Raw genomic sequence first — 25,084 nt, 5'->3', positions numbered from 1 at the left:
CCGCGGCGAGAGTGCATTGCACCATTTCGACGACGCACCCACGCGTTCCATGCATTCCCCCATCACCGCCGGATTTTCCCGCAGATCCGGCGAAAGTTGCCCTGCCTGCATTCGCATGGGCGTCGGATTGCCCAGGGAACGGGCATATCGTCGTGTCGATATGTCGCATAGGGGAAGCGACGACGAAGTCGATCCTTGCGCCGTTGCATGCGGCCACGCTGCCGCCGATACTGGCCTGATCATGTTTCCCATCACCGATCTCACCGATGCCCGGCTGGTCCCGGCCCGCACCGATCTGGCCGACGTCCGGCTGCGTGGGCGCGTCGATGCCGCCCGCTACGTCGCCGGGCGAAGCGGGCGCCTCGCCGCCGCCTCGGCCCCGCTGCGGCGCAGGCCGAGCCCGGATGCGGGGATCGAGACCGAGGCGGTGATGGGCGACCCCGTGACCCTCTACGACACGGACGGCGGCTTCGCCTTCGTGCAGCTCGAAACCGACGGCTATGTCGGCTATCTGCCGAAGGCCGCCCTCGCCCTGGAGGCGCCGACCCCGACCCACCGGGTGACCGCTCTTCGGACATTCCTCTACCCGGCCGCCGACATGAAGCGGCCGCCACTGGGCCATGTGAGCCTCGGCGCCGGGCTCGGCATCACCGGGCGGGAAGGCGATTTCCTGCGCCTCGCCGATGACGGCCATGCCTTTGCCGACAGTGCTTACGTCTTCGCCGATCATTGCGCGCCGGTCGGCATCGTGGAGCCCGATCCTGCGGCCACCGCCGAGCGTCTCGTGGGCACCCCCTATCTCTGGGGCGGGCGCACCAGCCTCGGGCTCGATTGCTCGGGCCTCGTCCAGCTCTGCCTCGCCCTGGCGGGCATTCCGTCTCCCCGCGACGCGGACCAGCAGGAGACGGCCCTCGGCATGGCGCTGCCCACGCGTCTCGACGGCTTGGCTCGGGGCGACCTCGTCTTCTGGCGCGGCCATGTGGGGATGATGCTGGACGAGACCCGCCTCATTCACGCCAACGGCTACCACATGGCGGTGGCGGTTGAGCCCCTGGCGGGAGCGGTGGCGCGCATTGCCGAGAAGAGCTACGGCGCTGTGACATCGATCCGGCGGGTCATGCCTTGAGCCGGGTCTTGATGCGGGTGATCAGCCCGTCGCGGACGTCGCGGTAGGCGTCGAGGCGCTGCTCGCGCGAGGCTTCCTGCATCAGCGTCGGGTCCGGCGTTGGCCAGTACTCCACGTCCACGGCGTTGGTGCGAGTGACCTCCAGGGCCGCGTGGTGGGCCTCGGGCGACAGGCTGATGATGAGGTCGAAGTTCAGCCCCTCCCATTCCTCCAGTTCGAGGAGGGTCCGGGGCCGGTGCTTGGAGGCGTTGATGCCGATCTCGTCGAGGGCCGCCACCATGAACGGGTCGGCCGGCTCGCCGGAGCGGACGCCCGCCGACTGGACATAGGTGGACTTGCCGAAATAGTGGCGCGCCACCGCCTCCGCCGCGAGGGACCGCACGGCGTTGAAGTTGCACATGAACAGCACCGACTGCACGCGCGTCTTCTTCGGGCCGGCCTCTTCCGCCATCCGGTGACTGCCTCGGGCTTCAAACGACGGGGAGGGCGCTCACGCCTTCCAGTGCAAGGCGAAGACCAAGGTGAACAGCCGCCGCGCGGTGTCATGGTCGAGATCGACCTTGCCTTCGAGCCGCTGTCTCAAAAGCTCGGAGGCTTCGTTGTGCAGGCCGCGCCGTCCCATGTCGATCGCCTCGATCTGGGTGGGCGAGGCGGTCTTGATCGCGTTGTAGTAGCTCTCGCAGATCATCTCGTAGTCGCGGATCACCCGGCGGAACGGGGTCAGCGACAGGAGGTGGGTCATCACCGGCTCGCCGTCCTCGCGGCGGATCGCGAAGGACAGCTTGTTCTCCACGAGACCGAGGGTGAGGGCGTAGGGTCCCACGCGTCCGGGAATGGAGAAATGGTTCTCTTCCAGGATGTCGAAGATCGCGATGGCGCGCTCGTGCTCCTGGTCGGGGTTGCCCCGGCCGATGGAATCCTCGTCGAAGGTCACCGCCGCGAGGCGGTGGATGGACGACGCCTTCTCTGCCGCTTGTCCCGTTTCTGGTTGTCCTGAGCCGGCCATCGTCCCCTCACAGATTCAGGCGGATCGCCACCGAGCGGGCGTGGCCGTCGAGGCCCTCCGACCGTCCCAGCGCGATGGCTGCCGGCCCCAAGGCCCTCAGCGCTGCGGGATCGCAGCGCAGGATCGTCGTCCGCTTCATGAAGTCGAGCACGCCGAGGCCCGAGGAGAACCGGGCCGAACGGGCGGTGGGCAGCACGTGGTTGGGGCCGCCGACGTAATCGCCGATGGCTTCCGGTGTATGGCTGCCGAGGAAGATCGCGCCGGCATTGCGGACCTTGGCGGCCAGGGCCTCCGGGTCGGCGGTCTCGATCTCCAGATGCTCCGGGGCGAGGCGGTCGACCAGGGGGACGGCCTCGTCGAAATCGCGGACGCGGACGATCGCGCCGTAATCGCGCCAGCTCGCCCGGGCGATGTCGGCCCGGGGCAGGGTGGCCAGAGCCCGGTTCACGGCGCTCTCCACGGCGTCGGCGAGCTCGGACGAATCGGTGATGAGGATCGACTGGGCGGCCACATCGTGCTCGGCCTGGGCCAGCAGGTCGGCCGCGACCCAATCGGGGTTGGCATGGCCGTCGGCGAGGATCAGAACCTCGGACGGGCCGGCGATCATGTCGATTCCGACCTGCCCGAAGACCCGGCGCTTGGCCGCCGCCACCCAGGCATTGCCCGGTCCGACGATCTTGGCCACGGGGGCGATGGTCTCGGTCCCGTAGGCCAGCGCGGCCACGGCCTGAGCGCCGCCGACCCGGTAGATCTCGCTGACACCGGCGAGGTCGGCGGCGGCGAGCACCAAGGGGTTCATCTGCCCCTCCGGCATCGGCACCACCATGACGACGCGCGGCACCCCCGCGACGTGGGCGGGAATGGCGTTCATCAGGACGGAGGAAGGGTAGCTCGCGGTTCCGCCGGGCACGTAGAGGCCCACCGATTCGAGCGCCGTCCAGCGCCAGCCCGAAGTCACGCCGATCGCGTCGGTGGCCATGTGGTCGGCCGGCACCTGGTCGCGATGGAAGGCCTCGATGCGGGTTGCCGCGAGGCGGAGGGCGTCGAGGGCGTCGGCCGGGCAGGCGGCGATGGCGGCCCGCACCTCCTCCGGCGTCACCCGCAGGGTCGCGGCGGAGAAGTCCTCGCCGAGCCGGTCGAAGCGACGGGTGTAGTCCACCAGGGCCGCGTCGCCCCCGGAGACCACGCCGGCGATGATCCCGCGCACGGTCTCGTCCACATCCTCGGAAATCTCGCGCTTGACGCTGAGAAGACCGGCGAAGGCGGCGGCGAAATCGGCGTCGCGGCTGTCGAGGCGCATCATCAGGCGGAATCTTTCAAGACGTTGTCCTTGGCGGAGGGGGCCGTGCCCGCTTGTCCCCGGATCGCGGCACGGCCGGCTTCCGCCGCCTCGTGGTCGGGGCGGCCTTCCACCTCCCAGACCGGACCGAGATCCTTCAGCCGCGCCTCGATGCATTCCACATCGAGCTGGATCGCCGCTTTGCCGGCAAAGACCAGGGTGACGGTGCCGGAGGGTTCCTCCTTCGGCTCGAAGGTGACGGCTAGCAGGCTGAGCGGCTCGTCGGAGGTGGAGCCGGGCGTGATCCCGCGTGCGCGCACGGCCATGACCCGTTCGAAATGGAGGCCGGTGAGGCGCCGGCGCGGGGCCTCGGCATCCGGCGTCGACCAGTCGAAACGCCGCCCGACCAGCACGAAGCGGTGCGACGACGCCAGATAGGCGAGGTCCTGCGGGCGCAGGACCGCATCCTGGAGATGAGCCGAGAGGATGGCGAGATCCTCCGCGTCGAGGGCAGCGAGCTTGAGGAGCTCCATGTCGGGTTCGCATCTGGCCGGACACCGCCGGATCGGGCGCCGGGTGTGAAAGTGGGTCGGCCGTAGGTAGCGAGGCGGCCGCCCTGCGGCAACCGCGCGGCCCGGAACAATTGCAGCGTGCCGGCGATACGAGCCGTTCGCGGCGGCGACGTCAGACGACGTTCATGCGGAAGGGACTATGTCTTCGTAGACTTCCGAATTGGGATATCCAAAGCCATGACCGCCGGACCTGTACGTCGTATCGCCTTTGCTGCCGTCACCGTCCTGACGGTGGCGGCCGGCCTGGGGTCAGCCCAAGCTCAGGTTCCGCACTATCCCGACGACGGCTACAACCGGCCGACCTACGACCAGTCGCCCTACGGCGACGACCGGTCGCGCGGCTACGATCGCTACGATCGCTATGCCCGGCCGTACGACGATGGCGAGCGCCGTCCCCTGCCGCCGCGATACGGACGCCAGCGCATGGGCAGCGTCTGCGTCACCTCGCGCGGCAATTGCCCCGCCTATCCGAGCCCGATCCAGTCGCCCTGCCGCTGCGACATCCCGGGCTTCGGCCCGAAGCGCGGCAACGTGCTGGAATAGGGCCTTCGTCCGGGAGGCGCGGACCGCCTCCCGGGTCGGACAGGGTCAGGAGCGGACCCGGCTGATCTCGGCGCCGCAGCGGCCGAGCTTGGCTTCCAGCGCCTCGAAGCCGCGGTCGAGATGGTAGACCCGGTTGATGCTGGTCTCGCCCTCGGCGGCGAGGCCGGCGATGACGAGGGAGACCGAGGCACGCAGATCCGTGGCCATGACCGGGGCGCCCTTGAGGCGCTCCACTCCGTCGACGATGGCCAGATCGCCTTCGAGCCGGATCTTAGCGCCGAGACGCGCCAGTTCCTGCACGTGCATGAATCGGTTCTCGAAGATGGTCTCGCGGATGTGGGACTGGCCCTTGGCCAGGGTCATCAGCGCCATGAACTGCGCCTGTAGGTCGGTGGGGAAGCCAGGGAACGGGTCGGTGGTCACGTCTACCGCCGCGATGCCGCCGCCGTTGCGCCGGATGCGGATCGTGTCGGCGGTGCTGGTGATCTCGGCACCCGTCGTCGTCAGCACGTCGAGTGCACTGTGCAGCAGGTCGGCCCGGGTGTTCTCCAGGGTCACGTCGCCCCCCACCATGGCGGCCGCCATGGCGTAGGTGCCGGTCTCGATCCGGTCCGGCAGGACGGTGTGGCGGGCGCCGTTCAGGCGCGAGACGCCCTCGATGGTGATGCGCGGGGTGCCGGCGCCCGAAATCCTGGCGCCCATCTTGATGAGGCAATCCGCGAGATCGACCACTTCCGGTTCGCGGGCGGCATTCTCGATCAGGGTCGAGCCGTTGGCGAGCGATGCCGCCATCAGCGCCACATGAGTGCCGCCCACCGTGACCTTGGGGAAGTGGATCTCGCCGCCGCGCAGGCCGTTCTTGGCCTTCGCCACCACGTAGCCGCCGTCGATCTCGACGGTGGCGCCAAGGCGCTCCAGGGCCATCAGCATCAGGTCGATGGGCCGGGTGCCGATGGCGCAGCCGCCGGGCATGGAGACGCGGGCCTCGCCGAACCGCGCGAGCAGCGGCGCGATGACCCAGAAACTCGCCCGCATGGTGGAGACGAGCTCGTAGGGCGCGGTGGTGTCGATGACGTTGGAGGCGGTGAGCCGGATGGTCTGGCCGGTCTCCGTCGTATCACCCGGGCGCTTGCCCACCACCATGTGGTCGACGCCGTGGTTGCCGAGGATGCGCAGCAGGGCGTGGATGTCGGCGAGGCGCGGCACGTTCATGAGTTCGAGGGATTCCCCCGTCATGAGGCTCGCGATCATCAGGGGCAGGGCCGCGTTCTTGGCGCCCGAGATCGGAATGACGCCGTGGAGCGGCTTTCCGCCGATGATGTTGATCCGGTCCATCGTCGTCCTTCGCGCGGCGTCCTGCCCCTTCCCGTGACGGGAGGGCGGTGCCGTCCTGGTTCTGCAAACAGTGGCGGTGCGCTCGCGGCACGGCCTTATCGAGCCGCCTATACGTGAGTTTTGTCCGAAAAAGGATCGTCAGCCGTCTCCGTCGCGATCCGGCTTCGCGTCCGATCGCTCGCCGGCATCGCCGGTTTCCGCCGCGGCCGTGGCCTGCCCGCGGACCCGCGTCTGGGCCTTGCGGCGCTTCAGGTTGTCTCGCAGGGCCGCCTTCAGCCGTTCGTTGCGCGTGGCGTCGTTCTTCATGGCGATCACTGCGCGACCCTTCGTCGCCAGGGCGAAATACCGGCTTTGCCACCCGGTCTCAACAGGCGCAGAGCTGGAATGCAGGAGTCGACTTGAACCAATTCCAAGTTCGCCTGTATCGTCGGGCTCGTGGCGTCGAAATCAGCACCGTCTGATTCCTTCCGCGCCATGCGAAGCGAGATCGTTGCGCCAGCGGGAATCATGGTCGTCGAGACCCGCAGCGGAGAGTTTGGTGCTTCGGAACAAGCCCTTTGTAACGATGCTGCTGCTGAATGCAGACGAGCGGATGCCGGAGCCGCCGAGAGCGGCGCTGCCATGCGGTCGGCCATAGCGTGAAGGACGGATGCCCGTGAATCGGATGCCCGCGATGACGATGATCAGCGATACGACGACGCCCCGCGATTCCTCCAGCCGGGGATCGTCCACCCGCGCGTCGTTCGGGCAGGGCCGGACCGATTACGAGAGCTACTTCCGCAAGGCCGTGGACCGTCTGCACGACGAGCGCCGCTACCGGGTGTTCGCCGATATCGAGCGGATCGCCGGGCGCTTCCCCACGGCCAACTGGCGCCGTCCGGACGGCAGCACCCGCGAGATCACCGTCTGGTGTTCCAACGACTATCTCGGCATGGGCCAGCATCCGGACGTGGTCTCGGCCATGACCAAGACCGCCGCCCGCTGCGGCGTCGGCGCCGGCGGCACCCGCAACATCGCCGGCAACAATTCGCCGCTGGTGGACCTGGAGCGCGAGCTCGCCGACCTGCACGGTAAGGAGGCGGGCCTCGTCTTCACCTCGGGCTACGTCTCGAACCAAGCCGGCATCTCCACCATCGCCAAGCTGATCCCGAACTGTCTGATCCTGTCGGATGCGTTCAACCACAATTCGATGATCGAGGGCGTGCGCCACTCGGGCTGCGAGAAGCGCATCTTCCGCCACAACGATCTCGCCCATCTCGAGGAACTGCTGATCGCCGCCGGGGACCGCCCCAAGCTGATCGCCTTCGAGAGCGTCTATTCGATGGACGGCGACGTCTCCGACATCGCCGCCATCTGCGATCTGGCCGACACATACGGCGCCATGACCTATCTCGACGAGGTCCACGCGGTGGGCCTCTACGGGAATCGCGGCGGCGGCATCGCCGAGCGCGACGGGGTGATGCACCGGGTCGACGTGATCGAGGGGACGCTGGCCAAGGGCTTCGGCTGTGTCGGCGGCTACATTACCGCCTCAACGGTCCTGTGCGACGCCGTGCGCAGCCATGCGCCGGGCTTCATCTTCACCACCGCCCTGCCCCCGGCCATCGCGGCGGCGGCCCGCGCCTCGGTGCGCTATCTCAAGCGCTCGCAGGTGGAGCGGACGGCGCACCAGCGCCAGGCCGCCCTCACGAAGGTCGCGCTGGAAGAGGCGGGCCTGCCGGTGCTCCCCACCGAGACCCATATCGTGCCGGTGATGGTGGGCGATGCCGAGCTGTGCAAGGCGGCGGCCGACCACCTCCTCGAGCAGCACGGCATCTACATCCAGCCGATCAACTACCCCACCGTGCCTCGTGGCACGGAACGCCTGCGGATCACGCCCTCACCGTTCCACGACGCGGCCCGCATCGCCAAGCTGACGGCGGCGCTCACCGAGACCTGGGACACCCTGGACCTGCCCCGCGCCGGCACCGTGTTCGTCGAGGCGGCGGAGTAGGGAGCGGTCAGTTCAGCCGCCAGAGCGTGACGGTGAGCACCGTCGCGAAGGTGACCCAGGCGGCGTAGGGCACGAGCAGCCACGCCGCCAACCGGTCGAAGCGCCAGGACAGGCGGATGGTCCAGAGGATCATCACCAGCATCGCCGCGGCGACGATCCCCGCCCAGCCGAGGGCATGGGCCGCGAAGAAGACCGGCGACCAGGCCGCGTTGAGCGTCAGTTGGGCGGCGAAGGCACCGACCGCCAGCCCCCAGGCCCGCCGCGTCGGACCCGTCGCCGGAGACGCCCCGAGCAAGCGCCAGAACGACAGCGCGATCATCGCGTAGAGGATCGTCCAGGCCACTGGGAACAGCCAGTTCGGCGGATTGAAGGACGGCTTCGTCAGGCCGGCATACCAGCCCTCGATGTTCGGTGTGGTGCTGAGAGAGCCGATCACCGACGTGGCCACGACGGGCAGGATGGCGACCGCTAGGCGAGGCCAGAAGGAAAAGGCGGGCCGTTCCGGAACATCGAGGGCTGACGTCATCGGCGTAGATCATTCCTCTGAGGCTTCAAAACTTGCGGGCGCTGAAGGTGTTTGATGATGGCGAGGGTTTCGCCGAGGCTGGTTTCATGACCCGGCTTCTTGGCGATGACAGCCCAACGTCCTCAACGTACGGATGGTCCGATGACTGAGTCCACCACCCCCTTCACCAAGCGCACCCTCGCCGCGCAGGCCATGGGCCATGTCGATCCGGTGACGCGGGCGGTGGTGGCGCCGCTCCATGTCTCGACGACGTTCCTCCGCGATCCCGACAACGGCTACAGTTCGGGCTTCTCCTATGCCCGGCCGGACAACGCCACGACCCGCGAGGCCGAGGCCGTCATCGCCATGCTGGAGGAGGCGGAGGCCGGCGCGATGCTGTTCGGCTCCGGCATGGCGGCGGCGACCGCCGTCTTCTCGGCCCTGGAGCCCGGCGACCACATCGTCGCCCCCCTCGTGATGTACTGGGCCTTGAAGCGCTGGCTCCAGCAGGAGGCGCCGCGCCGGGGATGGGGCCTCGATTTCGTCACCATGGACGACCTCGACGCCCTGCGCGCCGCGATCAGGCCGGGCACGACGAAGCTCGTCTGGGTGGAGACGCCCGGCAATCCGCTCTGGACCATCACCGACATCGCCGCCGCGGCCGAGATCGCGCACGCGGCGGGGGCGCGTCTGGCCATCGATTCCACCGCCGCCTCGCCGATCCACACGCGGCCCCTGCGGCTCGGGGCCGACATCGTCATGCACTCGGCCACCAAGATCCTGAACGGGCATTCCGACGTGGTCGCCGGTGTCCTGGCCTCGGCCCGCGCCGATGCGTTCTGGGAGCGCATCGGCGCGATCCGGGCCGGCGGCGGGGCGATCCTCGGGCCGTTCGAGGCCTATCTGCTGATGCGCTCGCTGCGGACCCTGCCGCTTCGCGTCGCCGCGCAATCGGCTTCCGCCGCGGACCTCGCCCGGCGCTTCTCGGCGCATCCGCGCGTGGCCTCGGTGCTCTATCCCGGCCTGCCGGGCGATCCCGGCCACGCGGTGGCGGCGCGGCAGATGGAGGGCGGCTTCGGTTTCATGCTGTCGATCCGGGTCGCGGCCGGCGAGGAGGCGGCCATCGCCACGGCGGCGAGGGTGCGCCTGTGGAAGCGCGCCACGTCGCTCGGCGGCGTCGAGAGCCTGATCGAGCATCGCGCCTCGGTGGAGGGGCCGGGCACGCCGTGTCCGCCCGATCTGCTGCGGCTCTCCGTGGGAATCGAGCATGTGGACGACCTGTTCGCGGATCTCGACGCGGCGCTGGGCTGATTTCCTCGTCGGTTCTTGGTGCGATCCCGCCCTTCGCGCATTGTGCGAGGGACGGACCGCCGCCGGGCGGTCGCCGCGATGCGAGCGAGGACGACCCGATGCGATACCCTGTTCCCCTCCTGACCGGAGCCCTCGCGCTCGTCGCCCTCACGAATGTGGCCCCGGCCGCCGATGGACCGCCCAAGCTCGACGTTCAGGCGACCTGCAAATCCTCGGTCCGTGCGGAGGCCAGCGTCAGCGATAATGCCACCGTCGAGGGCTGCCTGCGTTCGGAGGAGGCGGCGCGCAAGGAAGCCCAGCGCCGCTGGGGCGATTACTCGCCGGCCGCCAAGACCCAGTGCGAGAAGCAGTTCCAGGCCGGCGGCTTCCCGTCCTACGTGGAGATGGTGACCTGCCTCGAACTGGCCAGCGGCACGGTGCCGACCCAGGGCACCGGACCCGGCGCCGATACCAGCTCCGGCGCCCGGCGTGAGAAGCCGGACGGCAATGCCGGTGCGGCCACCGCCGAGCCCAGGCCGAGCCAGCGCACCAACCCGATCGAGGTGCTGGAGAAACCCTAGCTTCCAGGGTCAGAACACGATCATTTTGATTAAGGGTGGTTCGGCTTCTTCTCCCTTTCAGACCTTCGGGACAGGGATTGGTGGCTCGATGGCAATGGAGAGGCTTGCCGAAGGAAGCCCTTGACCCGGCCCCTGCGGCCGGTCCGATAGATGTCGGGTCCGACTATCCAAGGTGAGTCATGAACCCGACGCTCCGCAGCCTCACACCCGCGCAAGCAAGCGTTACCCTCGGAGTTTCCGCGAAAGCGCTCCGCCTCTACGAGGAGCACGGCCTGCTCGTCCCTGACCGCACACGAACTGGGTGGCGGGTCTATGACGTTGCCGCGATGACTCGGGCATCCGAGATCGTAGCACTGCGTAGCCTTGGCCTGAGCCTCGCGCAGGTTGCGCGCGTTCTCGATGGGAAGCCGCACGATCTCGATGCCAGCCTCGCTGCGCACGAAGCACGTCTCAGTGAGCAGCGCCAACGGACGGCCGAGGCCCTCGAACGGCTCAGGACGCTTCGCGTGGACCTCGCCGAGGGTCGCGTTCCCGAGCCGACGACGATAGCTCGTGCAGTCGTTCAAAGCCTTCCGGTGACGGTCGGTTTTACCTTACCCTGGCCGTGGGATGGGGAGTGGTTCGCCCTGCACCACGTTCCGCGCCTTGCGTTCATCACGGGACCGCTCGGCAGCGGGAAGACACGCTTCGCGCAAAGCCTCGCGTCAGCGTTGCCCGATGCCGTATTCCTCGGCCTTGACCGCCTGTCGGACCCTACACACTCGCAGCGCCTCGCCGACGATCCTACCCTCGCGGAGCAGGTGGAACGCAGATTGACGTGGCTTATCGAGGAAGGGGCGGAGCGGTCGGATGGGTTGATCCGTCTCGTCGTTGCCCTGGAAGCTGCTACGTCCACGATCCTTGTGATCGACATGGTGGAGGAAGGACTGAGCGCAGCGACGCAGACGGCCCTGATGGCGCACCTTCGTCTTCGAGGTACGAGCAAGCGTGCACTAATCCTGATGACGCGTTCATCGGCTATCCTCGATCTCGATGCGCTTGAGCCAACTGAAACCGTCATCCTATGCCCGGCCAACCACAGCATGCCGCTTCGCGTTGTTCCGTATCCAGGCGGACAGGGCTACGAGGCCGTGGTGACCTGTGTTGCGTCACCAAAGGTCCGAGCACGTACGGCAGGGGTCGTTGCCATACGTCCCGGCATAGGGTGAGGGGATGCCATGTCGGCTGTCCACCGAGGCCGTGTGAGAACGCAGATCCCTCCGGTTCAAGGCGAATGTCCTGAGAGTGTCGCAGAGCGAAGTGGTGGCCTTCAGGCCCGGATCAGTGCGCCTCACACCGGACCTCGGTGGGCCTGACCTACGGGGCAGGAACACTGAGGCGTGGCATGAGATGCGGCCGCCGTCTCTCGGCGTCGATCGACCGGGTCCATCCGGACGAGGTCATCGCGTTTCGCGAAGCCACTTCCAGACGTGCTGCACCGTCCCCTGACCGCTGATCTGCTGAACCACCCGACGCTCGACCCGCCAAGCCTGGGGTGGCGCGCCGAAGCGGTTGCGGAAGCTGCGGCTGAGCTGCGAGGCACTGCTGAAGCCGAAGACCTCGGCCAAGCGGGCAAGGGTGCGCATCTCCATCGGATCGGCCAGCGCGTCGCGCATGGCCTTCAGGCGCTCGCCCTGCACGAAGTGCATCACGCCTCCTTCCGGCTCGAACAGCCGGTAGAGCGTGGCCCGCGAGACCCGCATCTGTCCGGCGACGAAGGCGGGCGACAGATCGGACCGGGACAGGTTTTCCCGCACGATCATCCTGGCCAGCGCCATCAGGCCGCCGTCGAGTTCGCGGCCTTCGAGCACGTCCTTGGCCCGCGAGGGATCGAGCAGGCGGCGTAGGAAGCCAACGAACTCGACGGCGAGAGCCGGGGCGTCATCGGGGCGCGTGGTCGGCAAGCGGCGGTAGAGGTCCAGAATGCGTGCGGCGAGCAACCGGTTGCGGGCCGCATCGAAGAGCATGTCATGGTCCTCGAGCGGTAGCCCGTGGAGGTGGGAGCAGGGGATCACGATGCCGGTCGTATCGGCTCGGTCGAGCATGCCATCGAGCAGATGACGGCGGCCGATGAAGGTCACTGTGCCGGCCGAGGCCAAGATCGGTTTACCCGCGACGGTGCCCTGAAAGCGGCCGGACCGGTAGAGTTGGACGATGTACTGGTCGGAACCGGCATCGACACGTCGGCGATCGCGCTGGAGCCGCTGGGTCGAGAGCAGGGTGCGATGAGCGACGAGGTCGTCGATCGGATACGCGATGTTGGTGCCGAAAGGCAGGACGGCGGAGCGCGTCGTCGGACTGACCTCGTACATCGGCGCCAGGAGTGTGCGCCATCGCTCGAAAGCCTCTCCGGGAGGCAAGCCCGACGTCGTCAGGCAGAAGTACGGCAGGCCCGGTTCAGCCGTCGTGTCGTCTGCACCCAACGAGCCAAATCCTTCGTCACCCGACCCGTCCGAGCCACGACGTTAGGCATGAAGTCCTTGATGAGGCAACCGAAATGGATGTTGGGGGTCCGTGGAGCGTAAAAGGGTCGCAAGCGGGCGGATGACCGCTCCGGGCGACACCGCGCGCCCGCATCCACGGCAAGATCGGATCGGGTTCGGACCTGGCTTCCAGCCTCTCGCCCCTTCGTCGCCCCTTCGGCCTCATCGTGGCGCGGAGAGGCCGGTTTCTCAGCTCGCCCAGGCTTCCTGATGGAGGCGCAGGCCCCGCTCCTCGCCCCGGCGGACCGAGGCCAGGTCGAGGAGTTCGGGGGCGCGGTCCGTGTCGTCGATGGAGAGGAACAGGCCGTTCCTCTGCGAGGCACGGCCGAGATCGGCGCGGCTGGTCAGGACGCTGAAGGCCGGGCTCGTGAGGAGCGCGAGGGCCACCGGCCCCATCCACAGGGCGAGCCAGGGATCGCCGGCATAAACGAGCAGGCCGGCGAGCAGGGCGCCCGCCACCAGGGCGTCCACCTGCAGGCGGATCGCCTCGGACCACGGCACCCGACGGTCGTCGCGCACCTGCGAATCCCAGCGCACCACGCGGCCGATGAAGGTGGTGGCGACGGCACCCGCGGCAAAGACCGTCATGACCGGCCAGAGCAGCACCCAGACGATTTGTTCGAGCACGGCGCTCTTCAGGAGCGAGGCGGTGCCGCCGAAGGCCGCGCGGCGGGTCGGCGAGGCCAGGACATGGCCGAGGCTGAGAAGCTTCGGCAGGGCCATCACGGCGACGACGAGGGCGGCCATCACATGGGCGGCGAGGCCCGTTCCGGTGAGCCCATAGGCCAGGAGGCCGAGATCGCCGGTCACGGCGGCCTGGATCGAGGCGGCGGCGAGGAACAGCACCCAGAGCGGGCAGGCGAGGTAGGACAGGATGCCGACGATGAGGTGCCAGCGGCTCGCCGCCCGCAGGCCGGGCAGGGTGGTGACGCGCAGGTGCTGCATGTTGCCCTGGCACCAGCGCCGCTCGCGCCCGAGGAGATCCACGAGGTTCGTCGGCATCTCCTCCCAGGTGCCGCCCATCTCCGGCAGGAGGCGGACCTCCCATCCGGCCCGGCGCAGGAGCGCGCCTTCGACGATGTCGTGGCACAGGATCTCGCCGCCCAGCGGCGCCTTGCCGGGCAGCACCGGCAGTTCGGCATTGTCGGCGAAGGCCGCGACCCGCAGGATCGCGTTGTGGCCCCAATAGCTTCCATCCGCGCCCTGCCAGGTCTCGAGGCAGCGGATCGACAGCGGCGCGTAGAGCCGCACGGCGAATTGCTGGATACGGGCGAACAGCGTGTCCCGGCCAGTGGCATAGGAGACGGTCTGGATCAGCCCGACACGGGGGGCTTCCTCCATCAGCCGGGCGAGGCGGCGCATGGCGGCGCCGGTCATCAGGCTGTCGGCATCGAGCACGATCATGAAATCGTACTCGTCGCCGTAGCTCCGACAGAACTCCGCGATGTTGCCGGCCTTGCGGCCCGCATTGTCCTGGCGCCGCCGGTAGCGGAAGCGCGGCAGGCCGGGGCCGTTCAGGCGCGCCCAGGCCTCGATCCGCGCGAATTCATGCTCCTCCACCGCCGCGATGGCGCCGTCACGCGTGTCGGAGAGGACGAAGATGTCGATATCGGACCCGTCGCCGCCGCCACGCTGGAGCGAGCGGGCCATGACGCGAAGGGCGGCGAACACCGCCACGGCGTCCTCGGCATGGATCGCCACCACGGCCGCCGTGCGGCTCAGGCCCGAGGCGGTGGCCGGCACCGTGGCCGAGCGGATCTCGATCGCGGATTTGGCGGCATCGCCGAACGCGACCGCCACGAGTCCGTAGACGTATTGCCAGGCGACGAAGGATTGCCACGCCATCACGAGGCCGAACAGGACCAGCACGGCCCAGCCCAAGGCGCCGTCGGGGCGTCCATAGGCGGACACGGCGAGCCACGCGATCGCCGCCGCGGTGACCAGGGTCGGCACGGCCAGCAGGAGCCGCCGCCACAGGAGCGACGGCGCCTCGAACGAGGGCGTCTCGCTCGGCCGGCTCGCGGGAATCACCGGGTCCGGGATTCCGGCTTGGGATGCGTCGTGCGACAACCGGGTGATGGACATGGGGCGATGGACACTCGATCAAGGCTGAGATGGGCCGTCATCCGTCACGACACGAAGGGCATCGATGACACGGGACGACGGTGGAGACGAGCGTTCGGGACGCGAGCCCCTCTCGCGGCGGCAGACCTTGCGAACCGCGCTCGGTCTGACAGCAGGCATCATAATGCCTAGTGCCGTCGACCTGAATACCGCCAGAACGATGGCCGCCGACACTCTCGACCCACCGCGCGACGCGCCGATGACCTTCGAGGGCGTCGTGGCCCAGGCCCGCCGCCTCGCGGCCTCACCCTATCGGCCCGCTCCGGACGATCTCCCGGCCCCGCTCGCCGGCCTCAGCTACGACGGCTACCGCGCGATCACCTTCCGCCCCGACGCGGCCCCTCGCCTCGGTGGTTCGTTCTCGCTGCAGCTGTTCCATCGCGGCTTCCTGCAGAAGAAGCGCGTCGCCCTGTTCCTCCAGCCGCCGGACGGGCCGCCGCAGCCGATCCTGTACCAGTCGGGCCTGTTCGATCTCGGGTCCGACCTCGCCGGGCAGGACTTTCCCCGCGATCTCGGCTTTGCCGGCTTCCGGCTGCATCACGCCTTCGACGATAGGAAGCCGGCTCACCAGGAGGAATTCCTGGTCTTCCTCGGCGCTTCGTATTTCCGGCTTCGCGGAAAGACGCAGGAATACGGCCTGTCGGCGCGCGGTGCCGCGATCCAGACCGGCGGTCCCGGAGCGGAGGAGTTTCCGGACTTCACGGCGTTCTGGATCTGCGAGCCGAAGGCCGAGGCCCGCGCCGTCACGATCCTGGCGCTCCTCGACTCGCCGAGTCTCGCGGGCGCCTACCGTTTCGTGGTCGAACCCGGCGAGACCTCGCGGATGGTCGTCACCGCCTCGTTGCATCCCCGCGCCGCGATCCCGCGTCTCGGCCTCGCGCCACTCACCAGCATGTTCTTGCACGGAGAGAACGGTCCGCGCGCGCGCGGAGCCGCGCCCTTCGACGATTTCCGGCCCCAGGTTCACGATTCCGATGGGCTGGTGGTGGCGACCAAGGACGACCGCCTGTGGCGTCCCTTGAGCAACGGACGGCGCGATCCGCAGATCTCGGCATTCCGGGTCGATCCCCTCGATGGGTTCGGGCTTCTCCAGCGCGAGCGAAGCTTTGCCGCCTATCTCGACGTCCAGGCCCGACACGAGGCGCGGCCCGGCCTCTGGGTCACGCCCCAGGCGGGGTTCGGCGCCGGGGCGGTGCAGCTCTTCGAGATCCCGTCCCGCGAAGAGTACATGGACAACATCGTCGCCGCCTTCGTGCCGGCCGCACCCGTCACGGCGGGGAGCGCCCTCGACCTCGCCTACACGCTCGCCACCATCGGGGCCGAACCGGACACCGCCGTGCTGAGCGCGCTCGCCCGGGTGGTCTCCACCCATGTCGGTTCGGCCGAGCGCCTGCGGCCGACCACGCCGCCGAGTCCGGAGCGGCGCCTCTACGTCATCGATTTCGAAGGACCGGGCCTGCCCACCGGCCCAGACGGTGACATCGCGGCCGAGGTCTCGGCCAGCGCCGGCACCATGGTCGATCCGGTGGTGGAGCGGGTGCCCCAGACCGGGGGCTGGCGCCTCTACGTGGAATGGCGTCCGCCGATGCCGCTGCCGCCCGGTGACGTCATCCTGCGCGCGCGCCTCATGCGCGGCGGGCGTCCGATCAGTGAGACCTGGGACAACGCCGCCTGATCGCCGATTTCACGACTTGGCGAGTTGCCGCAGGGATCGGAACGGGAGCACCGGTCGGGGATTCTCAACTTGGAACACCACCAAGTTGCGGAGCCGCCCGGTTCCCTCAAGGCCTTAGAAGCGCCTCGGGGCGCGGCATCCGCCATCCCCCGGAGCAGCACCCTTGGCGATCGAGTCCCCCTACCTGCGCTACACGCCCGCCGTCGAGACCCCTGACGCCGACGAGGCCGAGACCAGCCGGTCCCTGAACGAGACCATGCGCTCCATCAGCGAGAAGACCCTCGCCCATGGCGGTCATGCCATCCGCAGCGTCCATGCCAAGGCGCATGGCGCCTTGAGGGCCGAGTTGGAGGTGGCGCCCGGCCTATCCCCCGAACTGGCGCAGGGTCTGTTCGCGCAGGCGGGGCGCTACCCCGTGGTGATGCGCTTCTCGACCATCCCCGGTGATATCCTGGACGACAGCGTCTCCACTCCGCGCGGCGTGGCGATCAAGATCGTCGGCGTCGAGGGCGAGCGTCTCGAAGGGTCGGAAGGGGACGCCACGCAGGATTTCGTGCTCGTCAACGGGCCGGCCTTCTCGGCGCCGGGACCGAAGCAGTTCCTGGCGACCCTGAAGCTCCTCGCCAAGACCACGGATCGGGCGGAGGGGCTCAAGAAGGTCGCCTCGGCGGCGTTGCGCGGCGTGCAGAGCGCGGTCGTGGCGGCCACCGGTTCGCCGAGCCCGGCCCTGGCGACGCTGGGCGGACAGCCCGAGACGCACATTCTGGGCGACAGCTTCTACAGCCAGGTTCCGCTGCGCTTCGGCGATCACGTCGCCAAGATCGCGCTCGTCCCGGTCTCGCCGGACCTGACGGCGCTTACCGATAAGCCGCTGGACGACACGAGCGCCCCCAATGCGATCCGCGAGGCGGTGCTGGCGCATTTCCGCCGCCATGGCGGCACCTGGGAGTTGCGGGCGCAGCTCTGCCTGAACCTCGAGGACATGCCGGTGGAGGACGCCTCCGTGGTCTGGTCGGAGGCAGCGAGCCCCTACCGCACCATCGCCACCCTCACCGCCGCGCCGCAGACGAGCTGGAGCGAGGCGCGCGCGGCTTTCGTCGATGACGGCCTGTCGTTCAGCCCGTGGCACGGGCTGGCCGCGCACCGACCGCTGGGTGGCATCATGCGCATGCGCAAATCGGCCTACGAGATGGGCAAGCGCTTCCGGGCCGAGACAAACGGCCGCCGCATCGAGGAGCCGAAAAGCCTCGACGCGCTGCCGGAGTAACGCCTGACGTTGCCGCGATGCGACAGGGCGGCGGCGATGGTCGGCATGGGAGAATCTCGCCATTGACCCTCCCGTCGCGGCCGACCTAGCCTGACGATGACGGTTTCCCTTCGGGGGATCAAAAGGGAACGCGGTGAGGATCTTGCGTCCGATGCCGCGGCTGCCCCCGCAACTGTAAGCGGCGAGCCCATCATCAACACGTCACTGGAGGCTCCGGCTTCTGGGAAGACGATGAGAGGGCGGTGACCCGCGAGCCAGGAGACCTGCCGTCAGTCGTGGTCACACGCGAAACGCATCGGGCGGGGTGTCCCGGTGGGGTGTCGGGCGTTCGCATGTCGCGAACGCATCGGCTTCGTTCGCGGTGACGTGCCACTGCCGTTGCCCGAGGTTTCGCCCGTGTCCGCCCATCCTCCACACGCTCTGCATCCCCTCCTCGTCCTCGCCATCCTCACATCCGCCTCACCGGCCCTCGCCCAGGCCGGCGCGGCGACCACCGCCGAGGCGACCCTCGACGAACTCTCCGTGGCCGCCGACACGCGTCCGCCCCCTGCCGCCGGTCCCGGTCTCGGCGGGGCCACGGGCGGAGCGGGTGGGGCCGAGGCGTTCGGCGCGCTGTCCGCGCCTGCCCTGACGTCGAGCTCGGGCGTCATCACCGGCAAGGCCCTCAACGACCGCCCGGTCACCCGCCCCGGCGAGGTACTGGAAGCCGTGCCCGGCCTCATCGTCACGCAGCATTCCGGCGAGGGAAAAGCCAACCAGTACTTCCTGCGCGGCTTCAACCTCGACCACGGCAGCGACATCGCCATCACCATCGACGGCATGCCCGCCAACATGCGCACCCATGGCCACGGCCAGGGCTATGCCGACATCAACTTCCTCATTCCCGAACTCGTCGGCGCGGTGGAGTTCCACAAGGGCCCGTATTTCGCCCGCGACGGGGATTTCGCCTCCGCCGGCTCGGTGCGGATCGACACGATCGACGCGGTGCCCCGCCCTCTCGCGCTCACTTCCCTCGGCAGCTTCGGCTACAAGCGGGCGCTCACCATCGCCTCCGCGCCGCTGGGGGAGGGGACCCTCCTCGCCGCCGGCGAGGCTCAGGTCTATGACGGCCCCTGGGTGGTGCCGGACGATATCCGAAAGCTCAACGGCGTGCTGCGCTACAGCCAGGGCACCGCCCTCGACGGGTTCTCCCTCACCGGCATGGCCTATTCCAACCGCTGGACGGCGACGAACCAGATCCCTCAGCGGGCGATCTCCGAGGGCCTGATCGGCCGCTTCGGCACCCTCGACCCAAGCGATGGGGGTAATGCGAGCCGCTTCTCCCTGTCGGGCCGCTGGAGCCGGTCGGACGACGGCGGCGTCACCCGCGCCAGCGCCTATGTCCTCCGCTCGAACCTCAACCTGTTCAACAACTTCACCTATTTCCTCAACGATCCGGTCAATGGCGACCAGTTCCGCCAGCTCGACAGCCGCACCGTCGCCGGCGGCGAGATCGCCAGGGTGTTCAAGGGTGAGCTGTTCGGCCTGCCCATGGAGAACGAGATCGGCGTGCAGGCGCGGTTCGACGACATCCATGTGGGCCTGTTCAACACGCGGGCGCGCACCTCCCTCTCCACCGTGCGCGACGACCGCGTGCAGGAGGGCAGCGCCGCCCTCTACTTTGAGAACCGCCTGCGCTGGACCGACTGGCTGCGCACCAGCGTCGGCCTGCGCGCCGACGCCTACGACGCCGCCGTGAGATCGAACAATCCGTTGAATTCCGGCCACGCGCGGGACGGCATCGTCAGCCCCAAGCTCGGCGTCGTGTTCGGCCCCTGGATCGGGACCGAGCTATTCGTGAATTACGGCGAGGGGTTCCACTCCAACGACGCGCGGGGCGCGACCATCACGGTCGATCCGGGCAATCCCTTGTTCCCCCTCGACCGGGTGCCCCTGCTGGTGCGCTCGGTGGGCTCGGAGGTCGGCATCCGCAACCGCTCCATCGCCGGTCTCGAATCGACCGTGACCCTGTTCCAGCTCGATTTCGATTCCGAGAACCTGTTCGTGGGTGATGCGGGCACCACCGAGCCGAGCCGCCCGAGCCGGCGCACCGGCATCGAGTGGACCAACCACTACGCGGTGACGCCGTGGCTCGCGCTCGATGCCGACCTCACCGTGACCCATGCGCGCTTTGCCGACCGCGACCCGGCGGGAAGCCGCATCCCCGCCGCCCCTACCGCCATCGCGGCCGCCGGCTTCACGCTGGGCGAGCCGCTGGGCTGGTTCGGTACGCTACGGCTTCGCTATTTCGGCCCACGCCCGCTCATCGAGGACAATTCCGTCCGCTCGAAGCCCACCACCCTGGTGAACGGCCGCATCGGCTACAATTTCGACAACGGCGTCACGGTGCAGCTCGACATCCTCAACCTGCTCAACGTCAAGGCGAGCCAGATCGATTATTTTTATGAGTCGCGGCTGCGGGGAGAGCCCGCCGGCGGGGTGGCGGACACGCATCTGCATCCGGTGGAGCCGATGGCGGTGCGGTTGACGGTGGCGGGGCGGTTTTGAGGAATGGGAGCGGGTTGCGGGCAGCCAAGCCGCTCTCCGGTCATGCTCATGGCAGCGATCCGGGCCGGAGATACGCGAACATGTGAGGCACATAGTCGGCTTTGCCGAGCGCGATGCCGTGATGTCGCAAGATGGCGTAGGCGGTGATGACGTGGAAGTAGAACTGAGGCAGAGCCCAATCCCGAGCGTATTGTTCGCCGCTCATATCGAACGTGATGTTGCCCGGAAGCTCGATCGTGATCTGCAGGGTCGCTCCGGAATCGAGGGCATTGTCCGAGAGGCTGTCCAGACGCGCCAATGCGTCGGCGATGCGAGCCCGTGCATCCGCGATTGAGCCGGGCACGTCGCCGGCATTGCGCCCCTCGGCCGCCACGGCAGCAAGCGATTGGGAAATATCTTCGCCGCGAAGGCGGAACGTCGCCTCCTGAGCTTGGTAGGCGGCAAAACACACCTGTGACGCTAACGGGTACATATCCGGTGCCAGACGCGCCGATAGCAGACCATTGGCCGGATCCACCATCTGATGCTCTGCCTTGTCCAGCAGCCCGGCCAGCGTCCGCAACATGTTCCTGTAGGTCGGTACCAGAAGGTTAGTCAGCGACATAATCAGTCTCGCGTCGACGGCTACTTCAAGGCCTATCCTATTTCCCCGGGAGCGAACACCATGAGTCGACGCTTACTTTTTCCCATTCCGGCCTCCTACGGCCCCACCCGCTTGCGCACCACCATCTCCCCCTTGAACAAGAACTTCTGCGCGCGCTTGCCCGTATCCACCTCCGTGGTGAACACGTTGCCCTTGCTGTCCACGGCGAGGTTGTGGACCCAGTGGAAGTCGCCGGCCATGCGGCCGTTGCGGCCGAAGGCGCCGAGCACTTCGCCGGTGTCGCGCTTGAGGGTGCGGACCTCGTTGTTGGCGCCGTCCGCATTGAGGAGGTAGGTCTGGTCGGGGTCGGGCCAGAGGGCCAGTTCCCAGACCGAGCCGTTGGCGCGGGTGTTCTTTTCCACGAAGAACTCCTTCACGAAACTGCCGTCGCGGCGGAACACCTGGACCCGGTCATTGGCCCGGTCGCAGACATAGACCAGCCCGTCGCGGGCGATCTGGACGCAATGGACCGGGTTGCGGAATTGCTGGGCCGGCGCGGCGGCCGGGTCGTAGGCGGGCAGCGCTTCGTCGGTGGGCGGCTTGCCGTAGGCGCCCCACATCCGCTTGAACGCCCCGGTCTCGGCATCGAACACGATGACCCGGTGGTTGTAATAGCCGTCGGCCACGAAGAGCTCGTTGGTCTCCGGGTCCACCTGCATGGCGGCGGGGCGGCCAAGGCGGGTGGTGTCGAGGCTGTTGGTCTGCGGCCCCTGCTTGCCGATCTGCAGGACGAATTTGCCCTCCGGCGTGAATTTCAGGATCAGACCGTCCTGCTCGCCGTTGCCGGCGAGCCAGACGAAGCCCTTGTGGTCGATATGGATGCCGTGCTCGTTCTGCGGCCAGTCATAGCCTTCGCCCGGCCCGCCCCATGACCGGACGAGGGTGCCCGCCTGGTCGAAGACCAGCACGGGAGGGGCGGGGTGGCAGCATTTGGTGCGCGGCGGCGTGAGGCTCGCCGCCTTCTCGTCATCGGTCAGCGAGCGGGGCCGCTGCACCACCCAGATCCGGTCCTCGGCATCCACCGCGACGCCGGAGGCCTGGCCCATGATCCAGTCGTTCGGCAGGGGCTTGGGCCAAGCCGGATCGACCTGGAAGGTCGGGGGTTCCGCCGAGGCCGCCCCCGCGAAGGCGACGACGAGCGCGGCCAGAGCAAGCCTGAGCCTCATGCGATTCTCTCCCTGACCCGTTTGTTCTTTCGACAAGTCTCCGCTGCGACGAACCCCATGTCCATGGCAGGCAAGCGTGTTCGGCGTCCGCTTTCACGACAATCGGTATCGACACGGGGGGCTTTGTCACGAACACCTCGGCCCGGGAGCCAGGCGGGGCGGCCGGATGCGGTTTGACCACGCTCCGGCCCGGCCTGTAGACACCGCGGCCCCTTCACGCGCGCGAGGATTCCATGGCCGCCATCACTGCAACCATCGCGGCGGAGCTCAAGGTCGCCGAGCGGCAGGTCGCTGCGGCCGTCGAGCTTCTCGATGGCGGGTCGACGGTGCCGTTCATCGCGCGCTACCGCAAGGAGGTCACCGGCGGCCTCGACGATTCCCAGCTCCGCGATCTGGAGGAGCGCCTCGCCTATCTGCGCGACCTGGAGGCGCGCCGCGCCGCCATCCTCGACAGCATCGACGGCCAGGGCAAGCTCGACCCTGCCTTGAAGGCCCGCATCCTCGCCGCCGACACCAAGGCGCGCCTCGAAGACCTCTACCTCCCGTTCAAGGTGAAGCGCCGCACCAAGGCGCAGGCCGCCCGCGAGGCCGGGCTCGGCCCCCTCGCCGAGGCGCTGCTCGCCCATCCCGAACGCGCGCCGGAACAGGCCGCCGCCGCCTTCGTCGATGCGGGCAAGGGCGTCGCCGATGTCGAGGCCGCGCTGGAGGGCGCGCGCACCATCCTGATCGAGCGGTTCGGCGAGGACCCGGAACTGGTGGGAAGCTTGCGCGACACGGTCTGGCAGCGCGGCCGGATGACCTCCACCGTCAAGAAGGGCAAGGAGGCGGCGGGCGAGAAGTTCGCCGACTATTTCGATTTCTCCGAACCGCTCACGCGCCTGCCCTCGCACCGCATCCTGGCTCTGTACCGGGGCGAGAAGGAGGAGATCCTCGACCTCGACATCACCGATGCCCCCGGCGACGTGGCCGAGAAGGGCGTGCCCTCCTGGCAGGAACTGCGCATCGCCCGCGCCTTCCGCATCGGCGATCACGGCCGGCCGGGGGACCGTTTCCTGATGGAGACCGTGCGCCGGACCTGGCGCACCAAGCTGAAACCCGCCCTCGACACTGACCTGCGCGGACGCCTGAAACAGGTGGCCGAGACCGGCGCGGTGAGTGTCTTTGCCGGCAACCTGCGTGACCTGCTGCTCGCCGCCCCGGCCGGTGCCCGGCCGACCCTCGGCCTCGATCCGGGGTTCCGGACGGGGGTGAAGGTCGCGGTGGTGGATGCCACCGGCAAGGTCGCGGCCACCGACGTGATCTACCCGCACGAACCGCGCCGGGACTGGAACGGCGCCCTCGTCGCCCTGGCCAAGCTCTGCCGCGCCCATAAGGTCGAGCTCATCGCCATCGGCAACGGCACCGCCTCGCGGGAGACCGACAAGCTCGCCGCCGAACTCATCGCCAAGCAGCCGGAGTTGAAGCTCACAAAGGTGATGGTGTCGGAGGCCGGCGCCTCGGTCTATTCGGCCTCCGCCTATGCCAGCGCCGAATTGCCGGGCCTCGACGTGACCCTGCGCGGGGCGGTCTCCATCGCCCGGCGCCTGCAGGACCCGCTCGCCGAACTGGTGAAGATCGAGCCGAAGGCCATCGGCGTCGGCCAGTACCAGCACGATCTCGGCGAGGGTCAGCTCTCCAAGGCCCTCGATGCGGTGGTGGAGGATTGCGTGAACGGCGTCGGCGTCGACGTGAACATCGCCTCCGCGCCCCTGCTCGCCCGCGTCTCCGGCCTCTCCGAGCGGGTGGCGGCCAACATCGTGACGACGCGGGACGAGAAGGGGCCGTTCCGCACCCGCGCCAGCCTCAAGAAGGTCGCCGGCCTCGGCCCCAAGGCCTATGAGCTCGCCGCCGGCTTCCTGCGCATCCGCGACGGCGACGATCCCCTCGACGCGTCGGGCGTGCATCCGGAGGCCTATCCGGTGGTGCGCCGCATCCTCGCCGCCGCCGGACAGCCCATCCAGGCCGTCATCGGCAACGGCCCCGTCCTGAAGAGCCTCGACCCGAAGCGCTTCACCGACGAGACCTTCGGCCTGCCCACGGTCACCGACATTCTGTCGGAATTGGAAAAGCCCGGCCGCGACCCGCGCCCGGCCTTCAAGACCGCGACCTTCCAGGAGGGCGTCGAGAAGATTTCGGATCTCCGGCCCGGCATGCGCCTCGAAGGTGTCGTGACCAACGTCGCCGCCTTCGGCGCCTTCGTGGATATCGGCGTCCACCAGGACGGCCTCGTCCACATCTCGGTCCTGGCCGACCGGTTCGTGAAGGACCCCCGCGAGGTGGTGAAGCCCGGCGACGTGGTGCAGGTGCGCGTCGTCGAGGTGGATGCCAACCGCAAGCGCATCGCGCTCAGCATGCGCTCGGAGGAAGCGGGCGCGCCGCGACCGGGGCGACAGGAGGAGCGCTCCTCCTCACGCCCCCAGCAGAGACCCGCGCCGGCCCCGGCGCCACGCGGCCCGGCCCCCGACGGGGCCATGGCCGAGGCCCTGCGCCGGGCGGCGGAGGGCAAGGACCGGGGACGCCGCTGACGGCGGCGTGCGTCTCCTCTCCCAGGAGACGATTTCGGGTACCTCGGGCGCGATCCGGACCCAGGCATAGGCTCTGAATCCCGTGATCGGGCTCTCGGCTGGACGGTGAGCGATCTTCGCGCCGTTCATACCGAAATCTCGGCTGGGACCGTTTCCCGGCATCCGGCACGTCGCGTAAAGACCTCCGCCTGTCGCTGGCCCGAGTGGTGAAGAGGATTCCAAGAGCTGCTTATCGTTGCGTATTCGGATTTGATTAACTTAGCGATCAAACAAGACAATCGGGTCAAGGCCGATATCGTTCGTGCGGCGTTGGTGGGCTGCATGAGCGTCAGAGACGATCATTTTC

21 protein-coding genes and 1 riboswitch are annotated in these 25,084 nt (G+C 68.6%); of the genes, 10 read left to right on the top strand and 11 right to left on the bottom strand.

Annotated elements, in window-relative coordinates; genetic code table 11:
* Positions 1–250: 250 nt before the first annotated feature.
* On the top strand, positions 251–1,126 hold the full coding sequence (locus ASF26_RS03070) for a C40 family peptidase (RefSeq protein WP_056249828.1): 876 nt from the start codon (positions 251–253) through the stop codon (positions 1,124–1,126).
* Here the strand turns inward: ASF26_RS03070 and ASF26_RS03065 are convergent.
* From ASF26_RS03065 to ASF26_RS03050, 4 genes are read right to left on the bottom strand one after another with little or no spacing between them, the layout of a single operon-like run.
* Positions 1,116–1,577, bottom strand: a complete 462-nt coding sequence (locus ASF26_RS03065) for a low molecular weight phosphatase family protein (protein WP_056249303.1) — start codon at positions 1,575–1,577, stop codon at positions 1,116–1,118. The genes ASF26_RS03070 and ASF26_RS03065 overlap by 11 nt on opposite strands.
* 39 nt (positions 1,578–1,616) lie before the next feature.
* Positions 1,617–2,132, bottom strand: coding sequence for a UPF0262 family protein (locus ASF26_RS03060; RefSeq protein ID WP_056249299.1), 516 nt, complete (start codon positions 2,130–2,132; stop codon positions 1,617–1,619).
* A 7-nt stretch (positions 2,133–2,139) separates the two neighbouring features.
* Complete coding sequence (gene hisD, locus ASF26_RS03055) at positions 2,140–3,435, bottom strand: histidinol dehydrogenase (RefSeq protein ID WP_056249295.1); 1,296 nt, start codon at positions 3,433–3,435, stop codon at positions 2,140–2,142.
* Complete coding sequence (locus ASF26_RS03050) at positions 3,435–3,944, bottom strand: DUF2948 family protein (RefSeq protein ID WP_056249292.1); 510 nt, start codon at positions 3,942–3,944, stop codon at positions 3,435–3,437. Before ASF26_RS03050 ends, hisD begins: the two co-directional genes overlap by 1 nt.
* Positions 3,945–4,160: 216 nt before the next feature.
* Here ASF26_RS03050 and ASF26_RS03045 point away from each other — a divergent pair, with 216 nt between their 5' ends.
* Positions 4,161–4,526 carry a hypothetical protein gene (locus ASF26_RS03045; protein ID WP_056249288.1) on the top strand — a complete coding sequence of 122 codons (366 nt, stop codon included), beginning with the start codon at positions 4,161–4,163 and terminating at the stop codon, positions 4,524–4,526.
* Positions 4,527–4,571: 45 nt separating this feature from the next.
* Here the strand turns inward: ASF26_RS03045 and murA are convergent, their stop codons facing one another.
* Positions 4,572–5,861, bottom strand: a complete 1,290-nt coding sequence (murA, locus tag ASF26_RS03040; protein WP_056148788.1) for a UDP-N-acetylglucosamine 1-carboxyvinyltransferase — start codon at positions 5,859–5,861, stop codon at positions 4,572–4,574.
* Between the two features lie 138 nt (positions 5,862–5,999).
* Positions 6,000–6,167, bottom strand: a complete 168-nt coding sequence (locus tag ASF26_RS23020; protein WP_200913237.1) for a hypothetical protein — start codon at positions 6,165–6,167, stop codon at positions 6,000–6,002.
* A 343-nt stretch (positions 6,168–6,510) separates the two neighbouring features.
* Between ASF26_RS23020 and hemA the strand changes: the two genes are divergently transcribed.
* Positions 6,511–7,854, top strand: a complete 1,344-nt coding sequence (gene hemA / locus ASF26_RS03035) for a 5-aminolevulinate synthase (RefSeq protein WP_056249285.1) — start codon at positions 6,511–6,513, stop codon at positions 7,852–7,854.
* A gap of 7 nt (positions 7,855–7,861) precedes the next feature.
* On the opposite strand, the gene ASF26_RS03030 is transcribed toward hemA, so the two are convergent.
* A complete protein-coding gene (locus ASF26_RS03030) occupies positions 7,862–8,380 on the bottom strand; it encodes a TspO/MBR family protein (RefSeq protein ID WP_056249281.1) in 519 nt (172 codons plus the stop codon).
* Positions 8,381–8,521: 141 nt separating this feature from the next.
* Between ASF26_RS03030 and ASF26_RS03025 the strand changes: the two genes are divergently transcribed.
* The 3 genes from ASF26_RS03025 to ASF26_RS03015 all read left to right on the top strand — a co-directional run bounded on the left by ASF26_RS03025 (position 8,522) and on the right by ASF26_RS03015 (position 11,438).
* Complete coding sequence (locus tag ASF26_RS03025) at positions 8,522–9,670, top strand: aminotransferase class V-fold PLP-dependent enzyme (protein ID WP_056249278.1); 1,149 nt, start codon at positions 8,522–8,524, stop codon at positions 9,668–9,670.
* 98 nt (positions 9,671–9,768) lie between these two features.
* Positions 9,769–10,230 carry a hypothetical protein gene (locus tag ASF26_RS03020; RefSeq protein ID WP_018045965.1) on the top strand — a complete coding sequence of 154 codons (462 nt, stop codon included), beginning with the start codon at positions 9,769–9,771 and terminating at the stop codon, positions 10,228–10,230.
* A gap of 179 nt (positions 10,231–10,409) precedes the next feature.
* Positions 10,410–11,438, top strand: a complete 1,029-nt coding sequence (locus ASF26_RS03015; protein WP_056249273.1) for a MerR family transcriptional regulator — start codon at positions 10,410–10,412, stop codon at positions 11,436–11,438.
* Between the two features lie 231 nt (positions 11,439–11,669).
* On the opposite strand, the gene ASF26_RS03010 is transcribed toward ASF26_RS03015, so the two are convergent.
* On the bottom strand, positions 11,670–12,692 hold the full coding sequence (locus ASF26_RS03010; RefSeq protein WP_244475797.1) for a helix-turn-helix domain-containing protein: 1,023 nt from the start codon (positions 12,690–12,692) through the stop codon (positions 11,670–11,672).
* A gap of 249 nt (positions 12,693–12,941) precedes the next feature.
* Positions 12,942–14,837 (bottom strand): glucans biosynthesis glucosyltransferase MdoH, encoded by a 1,896-nt coding sequence (gene mdoH / locus ASF26_RS03005; protein ID WP_082477487.1) that lies wholly within the window; start codon positions 14,835–14,837, stop codon positions 12,942–12,944.
* A 238-nt stretch (positions 14,838–15,075) separates the two neighbouring features.
* On the opposite strand from mdoH, the gene ASF26_RS03000 reads away from it, so the two are divergent.
* The 3 genes from ASF26_RS03000 (at position 15,076) to ASF26_RS02990 (ending at position 20,365) form a co-directional block, all read left to right on the top strand.
* A complete protein-coding gene (locus ASF26_RS03000) occupies positions 15,076–16,551 on the top strand; it encodes a glucan biosynthesis protein (RefSeq protein WP_056249822.1) in 1,476 nt (491 codons plus the stop codon).
* A 163-nt stretch (positions 16,552–16,714) separates the two neighbouring features.
* Positions 16,715–17,818, top strand: coding sequence for a catalase family protein (locus ASF26_RS02995; protein WP_056249268.1), 1,104 nt, complete (start codon positions 16,715–16,717; stop codon positions 17,816–17,818).
* An 83-nt stretch (positions 17,819–17,901) separates the two neighbouring features.
* Positions 17,902–18,104: riboswitch (cobalamin riboswitch) on the top strand.
* A gap of 110 nt (positions 18,105–18,214) precedes the next feature.
* Entirely contained in the window at positions 18,215–20,365 is a 2,151-nt protein-coding gene (locus tag ASF26_RS02990) for a TonB-dependent receptor (protein WP_056249264.1), read from the top strand.
* A 46-nt stretch (positions 20,366–20,411) separates the two neighbouring features.
* Here the strand turns inward: ASF26_RS02990 and ASF26_RS02985 are convergent, their stop codons facing one another.
* A complete protein-coding gene (locus tag ASF26_RS02985; RefSeq protein ID WP_056249260.1) occupies positions 20,412–20,969 on the bottom strand; it encodes a DUF1993 domain-containing protein in 558 nt (185 codons plus the stop codon).
* Between the two features lie 95 nt (positions 20,970–21,064).
* On the bottom strand, positions 21,065–22,174 hold the full coding sequence (locus ASF26_RS02980; protein WP_056143777.1) for a hypothetical protein: 1,110 nt from the start codon (positions 22,172–22,174) through the stop codon (positions 21,065–21,067).
* A 233-nt stretch (positions 22,175–22,407) separates the two neighbouring features.
* Here ASF26_RS02980 and ASF26_RS02975 point away from each other — a divergent pair, with 233 nt between their 5' ends.
* Positions 22,408–24,738, top strand: a complete 2,331-nt coding sequence (locus ASF26_RS02975; RefSeq protein ID WP_056249256.1) for a Tex family protein — start codon at positions 22,408–22,410, stop codon at positions 24,736–24,738.
* The last annotated feature ends 346 nt before the right edge of the window (positions 24,739–25,084 follow it).

The organism is Methylobacterium sp. Leaf93, assembly GCF_001422345.1.
Classification (GTDB): domain Bacteria; phylum Pseudomonadota; class Alphaproteobacteria; order Rhizobiales; family Beijerinckiaceae; genus Methylobacterium; species Methylobacterium bullatum.
Note: the sequence above shows the minus strand (reverse complement) of the source record. Positions and strands in the feature narration are given on the sequence as shown.

Bases quoted from the DNA above. Each gene is read 5' to 3' on its own strand.
- ASF26_RS03065 (WP_056249303.1), bottom strand. From the start codon at position 1,577: ATGGCGGAAGAGGCCGGCCCGAAGAAGACGCGCGTGCAGTCGGTGCTG.
- ASF26_RS03060 (WP_056249299.1), bottom strand. From the start codon at position 2,132: ATGGCCGGCTCAGGACAACCAGAAACGGGACAAGCGGCAGAGAAGGCG.
- hisD (WP_056249295.1), bottom strand. From the start codon at position 3,435: ATGATGCGCCTCGACAGCCGCGACGCCGATTTCGCCGCCGCCTTCGCC.
- ASF26_RS03050 (WP_056249292.1), bottom strand. From the start codon at position 3,944: ATGGAGCTCCTCAAGCTCGCTGCCCTCGACGCGGAGGATCTCGCCATC.
- ASF26_RS03045 (WP_056249288.1), top strand. From the start codon at position 4,161: ATGACCGCCGGACCTGTACGTCGTATCGCCTTTGCTGCCGTCACCGTC.
- murA (WP_056148788.1), bottom strand. From the start codon at position 5,861: ATGGACCGGATCAACATCATCGGCGGAAAGCCGCTCCACGGCGTCATT.
- ASF26_RS23020 (WP_200913237.1), bottom strand. From the start codon at position 6,167: ATGAAGAACGACGCCACGCGCAACGAACGGCTGAAGGCGGCCCTGCGA.
- hemA (WP_056249285.1), top strand. From the start codon at position 6,511: ATGCCCGTGAATCGGATGCCCGCGATGACGATGATCAGCGATACGACG.
- ASF26_RS03030 (WP_056249281.1), bottom strand. From the start codon at position 8,380: ATGACGTCAGCCCTCGATGTTCCGGAACGGCCCGCCTTTTCCTTCTGG.
- ASF26_RS03025 (WP_056249278.1), top strand. From the start codon at position 8,522: ATGACTGAGTCCACCACCCCCTTCACCAAGCGCACCCTCGCCGCGCAG.
- ASF26_RS03020 (WP_018045965.1), top strand. From the start codon at position 9,769: ATGCGATACCCTGTTCCCCTCCTGACCGGAGCCCTCGCGCTCGTCGCC.
- ASF26_RS03015 (WP_056249273.1), top strand. From the start codon at position 10,410: ATGAACCCGACGCTCCGCAGCCTCACACCCGCGCAAGCAAGCGTTACC.
- mdoH (WP_082477487.1), bottom strand. From the start codon at position 14,837: ATGTCCATCACCCGGTTGTCGCACGACGCATCCCAAGCCGGAATCCCG.
- ASF26_RS03000 (WP_056249822.1), top strand. From the start codon at position 15,076: ATGACCTTCGAGGGCGTCGTGGCCCAGGCCCGCCGCCTCGCGGCCTCA.
- ASF26_RS02985 (WP_056249260.1), bottom strand. From the start codon at position 20,969: ATGTCGCTGACTAACCTTCTGGTACCGACCTACAGGAACATGTTGCGG.
- ASF26_RS02980 (WP_056143777.1), bottom strand. From the start codon at position 22,174: ATGAGGCTCAGGCTTGCTCTGGCCGCGCTCGTCGTCGCCTTCGCGGGG.
- ASF26_RS02975 (WP_056249256.1), top strand. From the start codon at position 22,408: ATGGCCGCCATCACTGCAACCATCGCGGCGGAGCTCAAGGTCGCCGAG.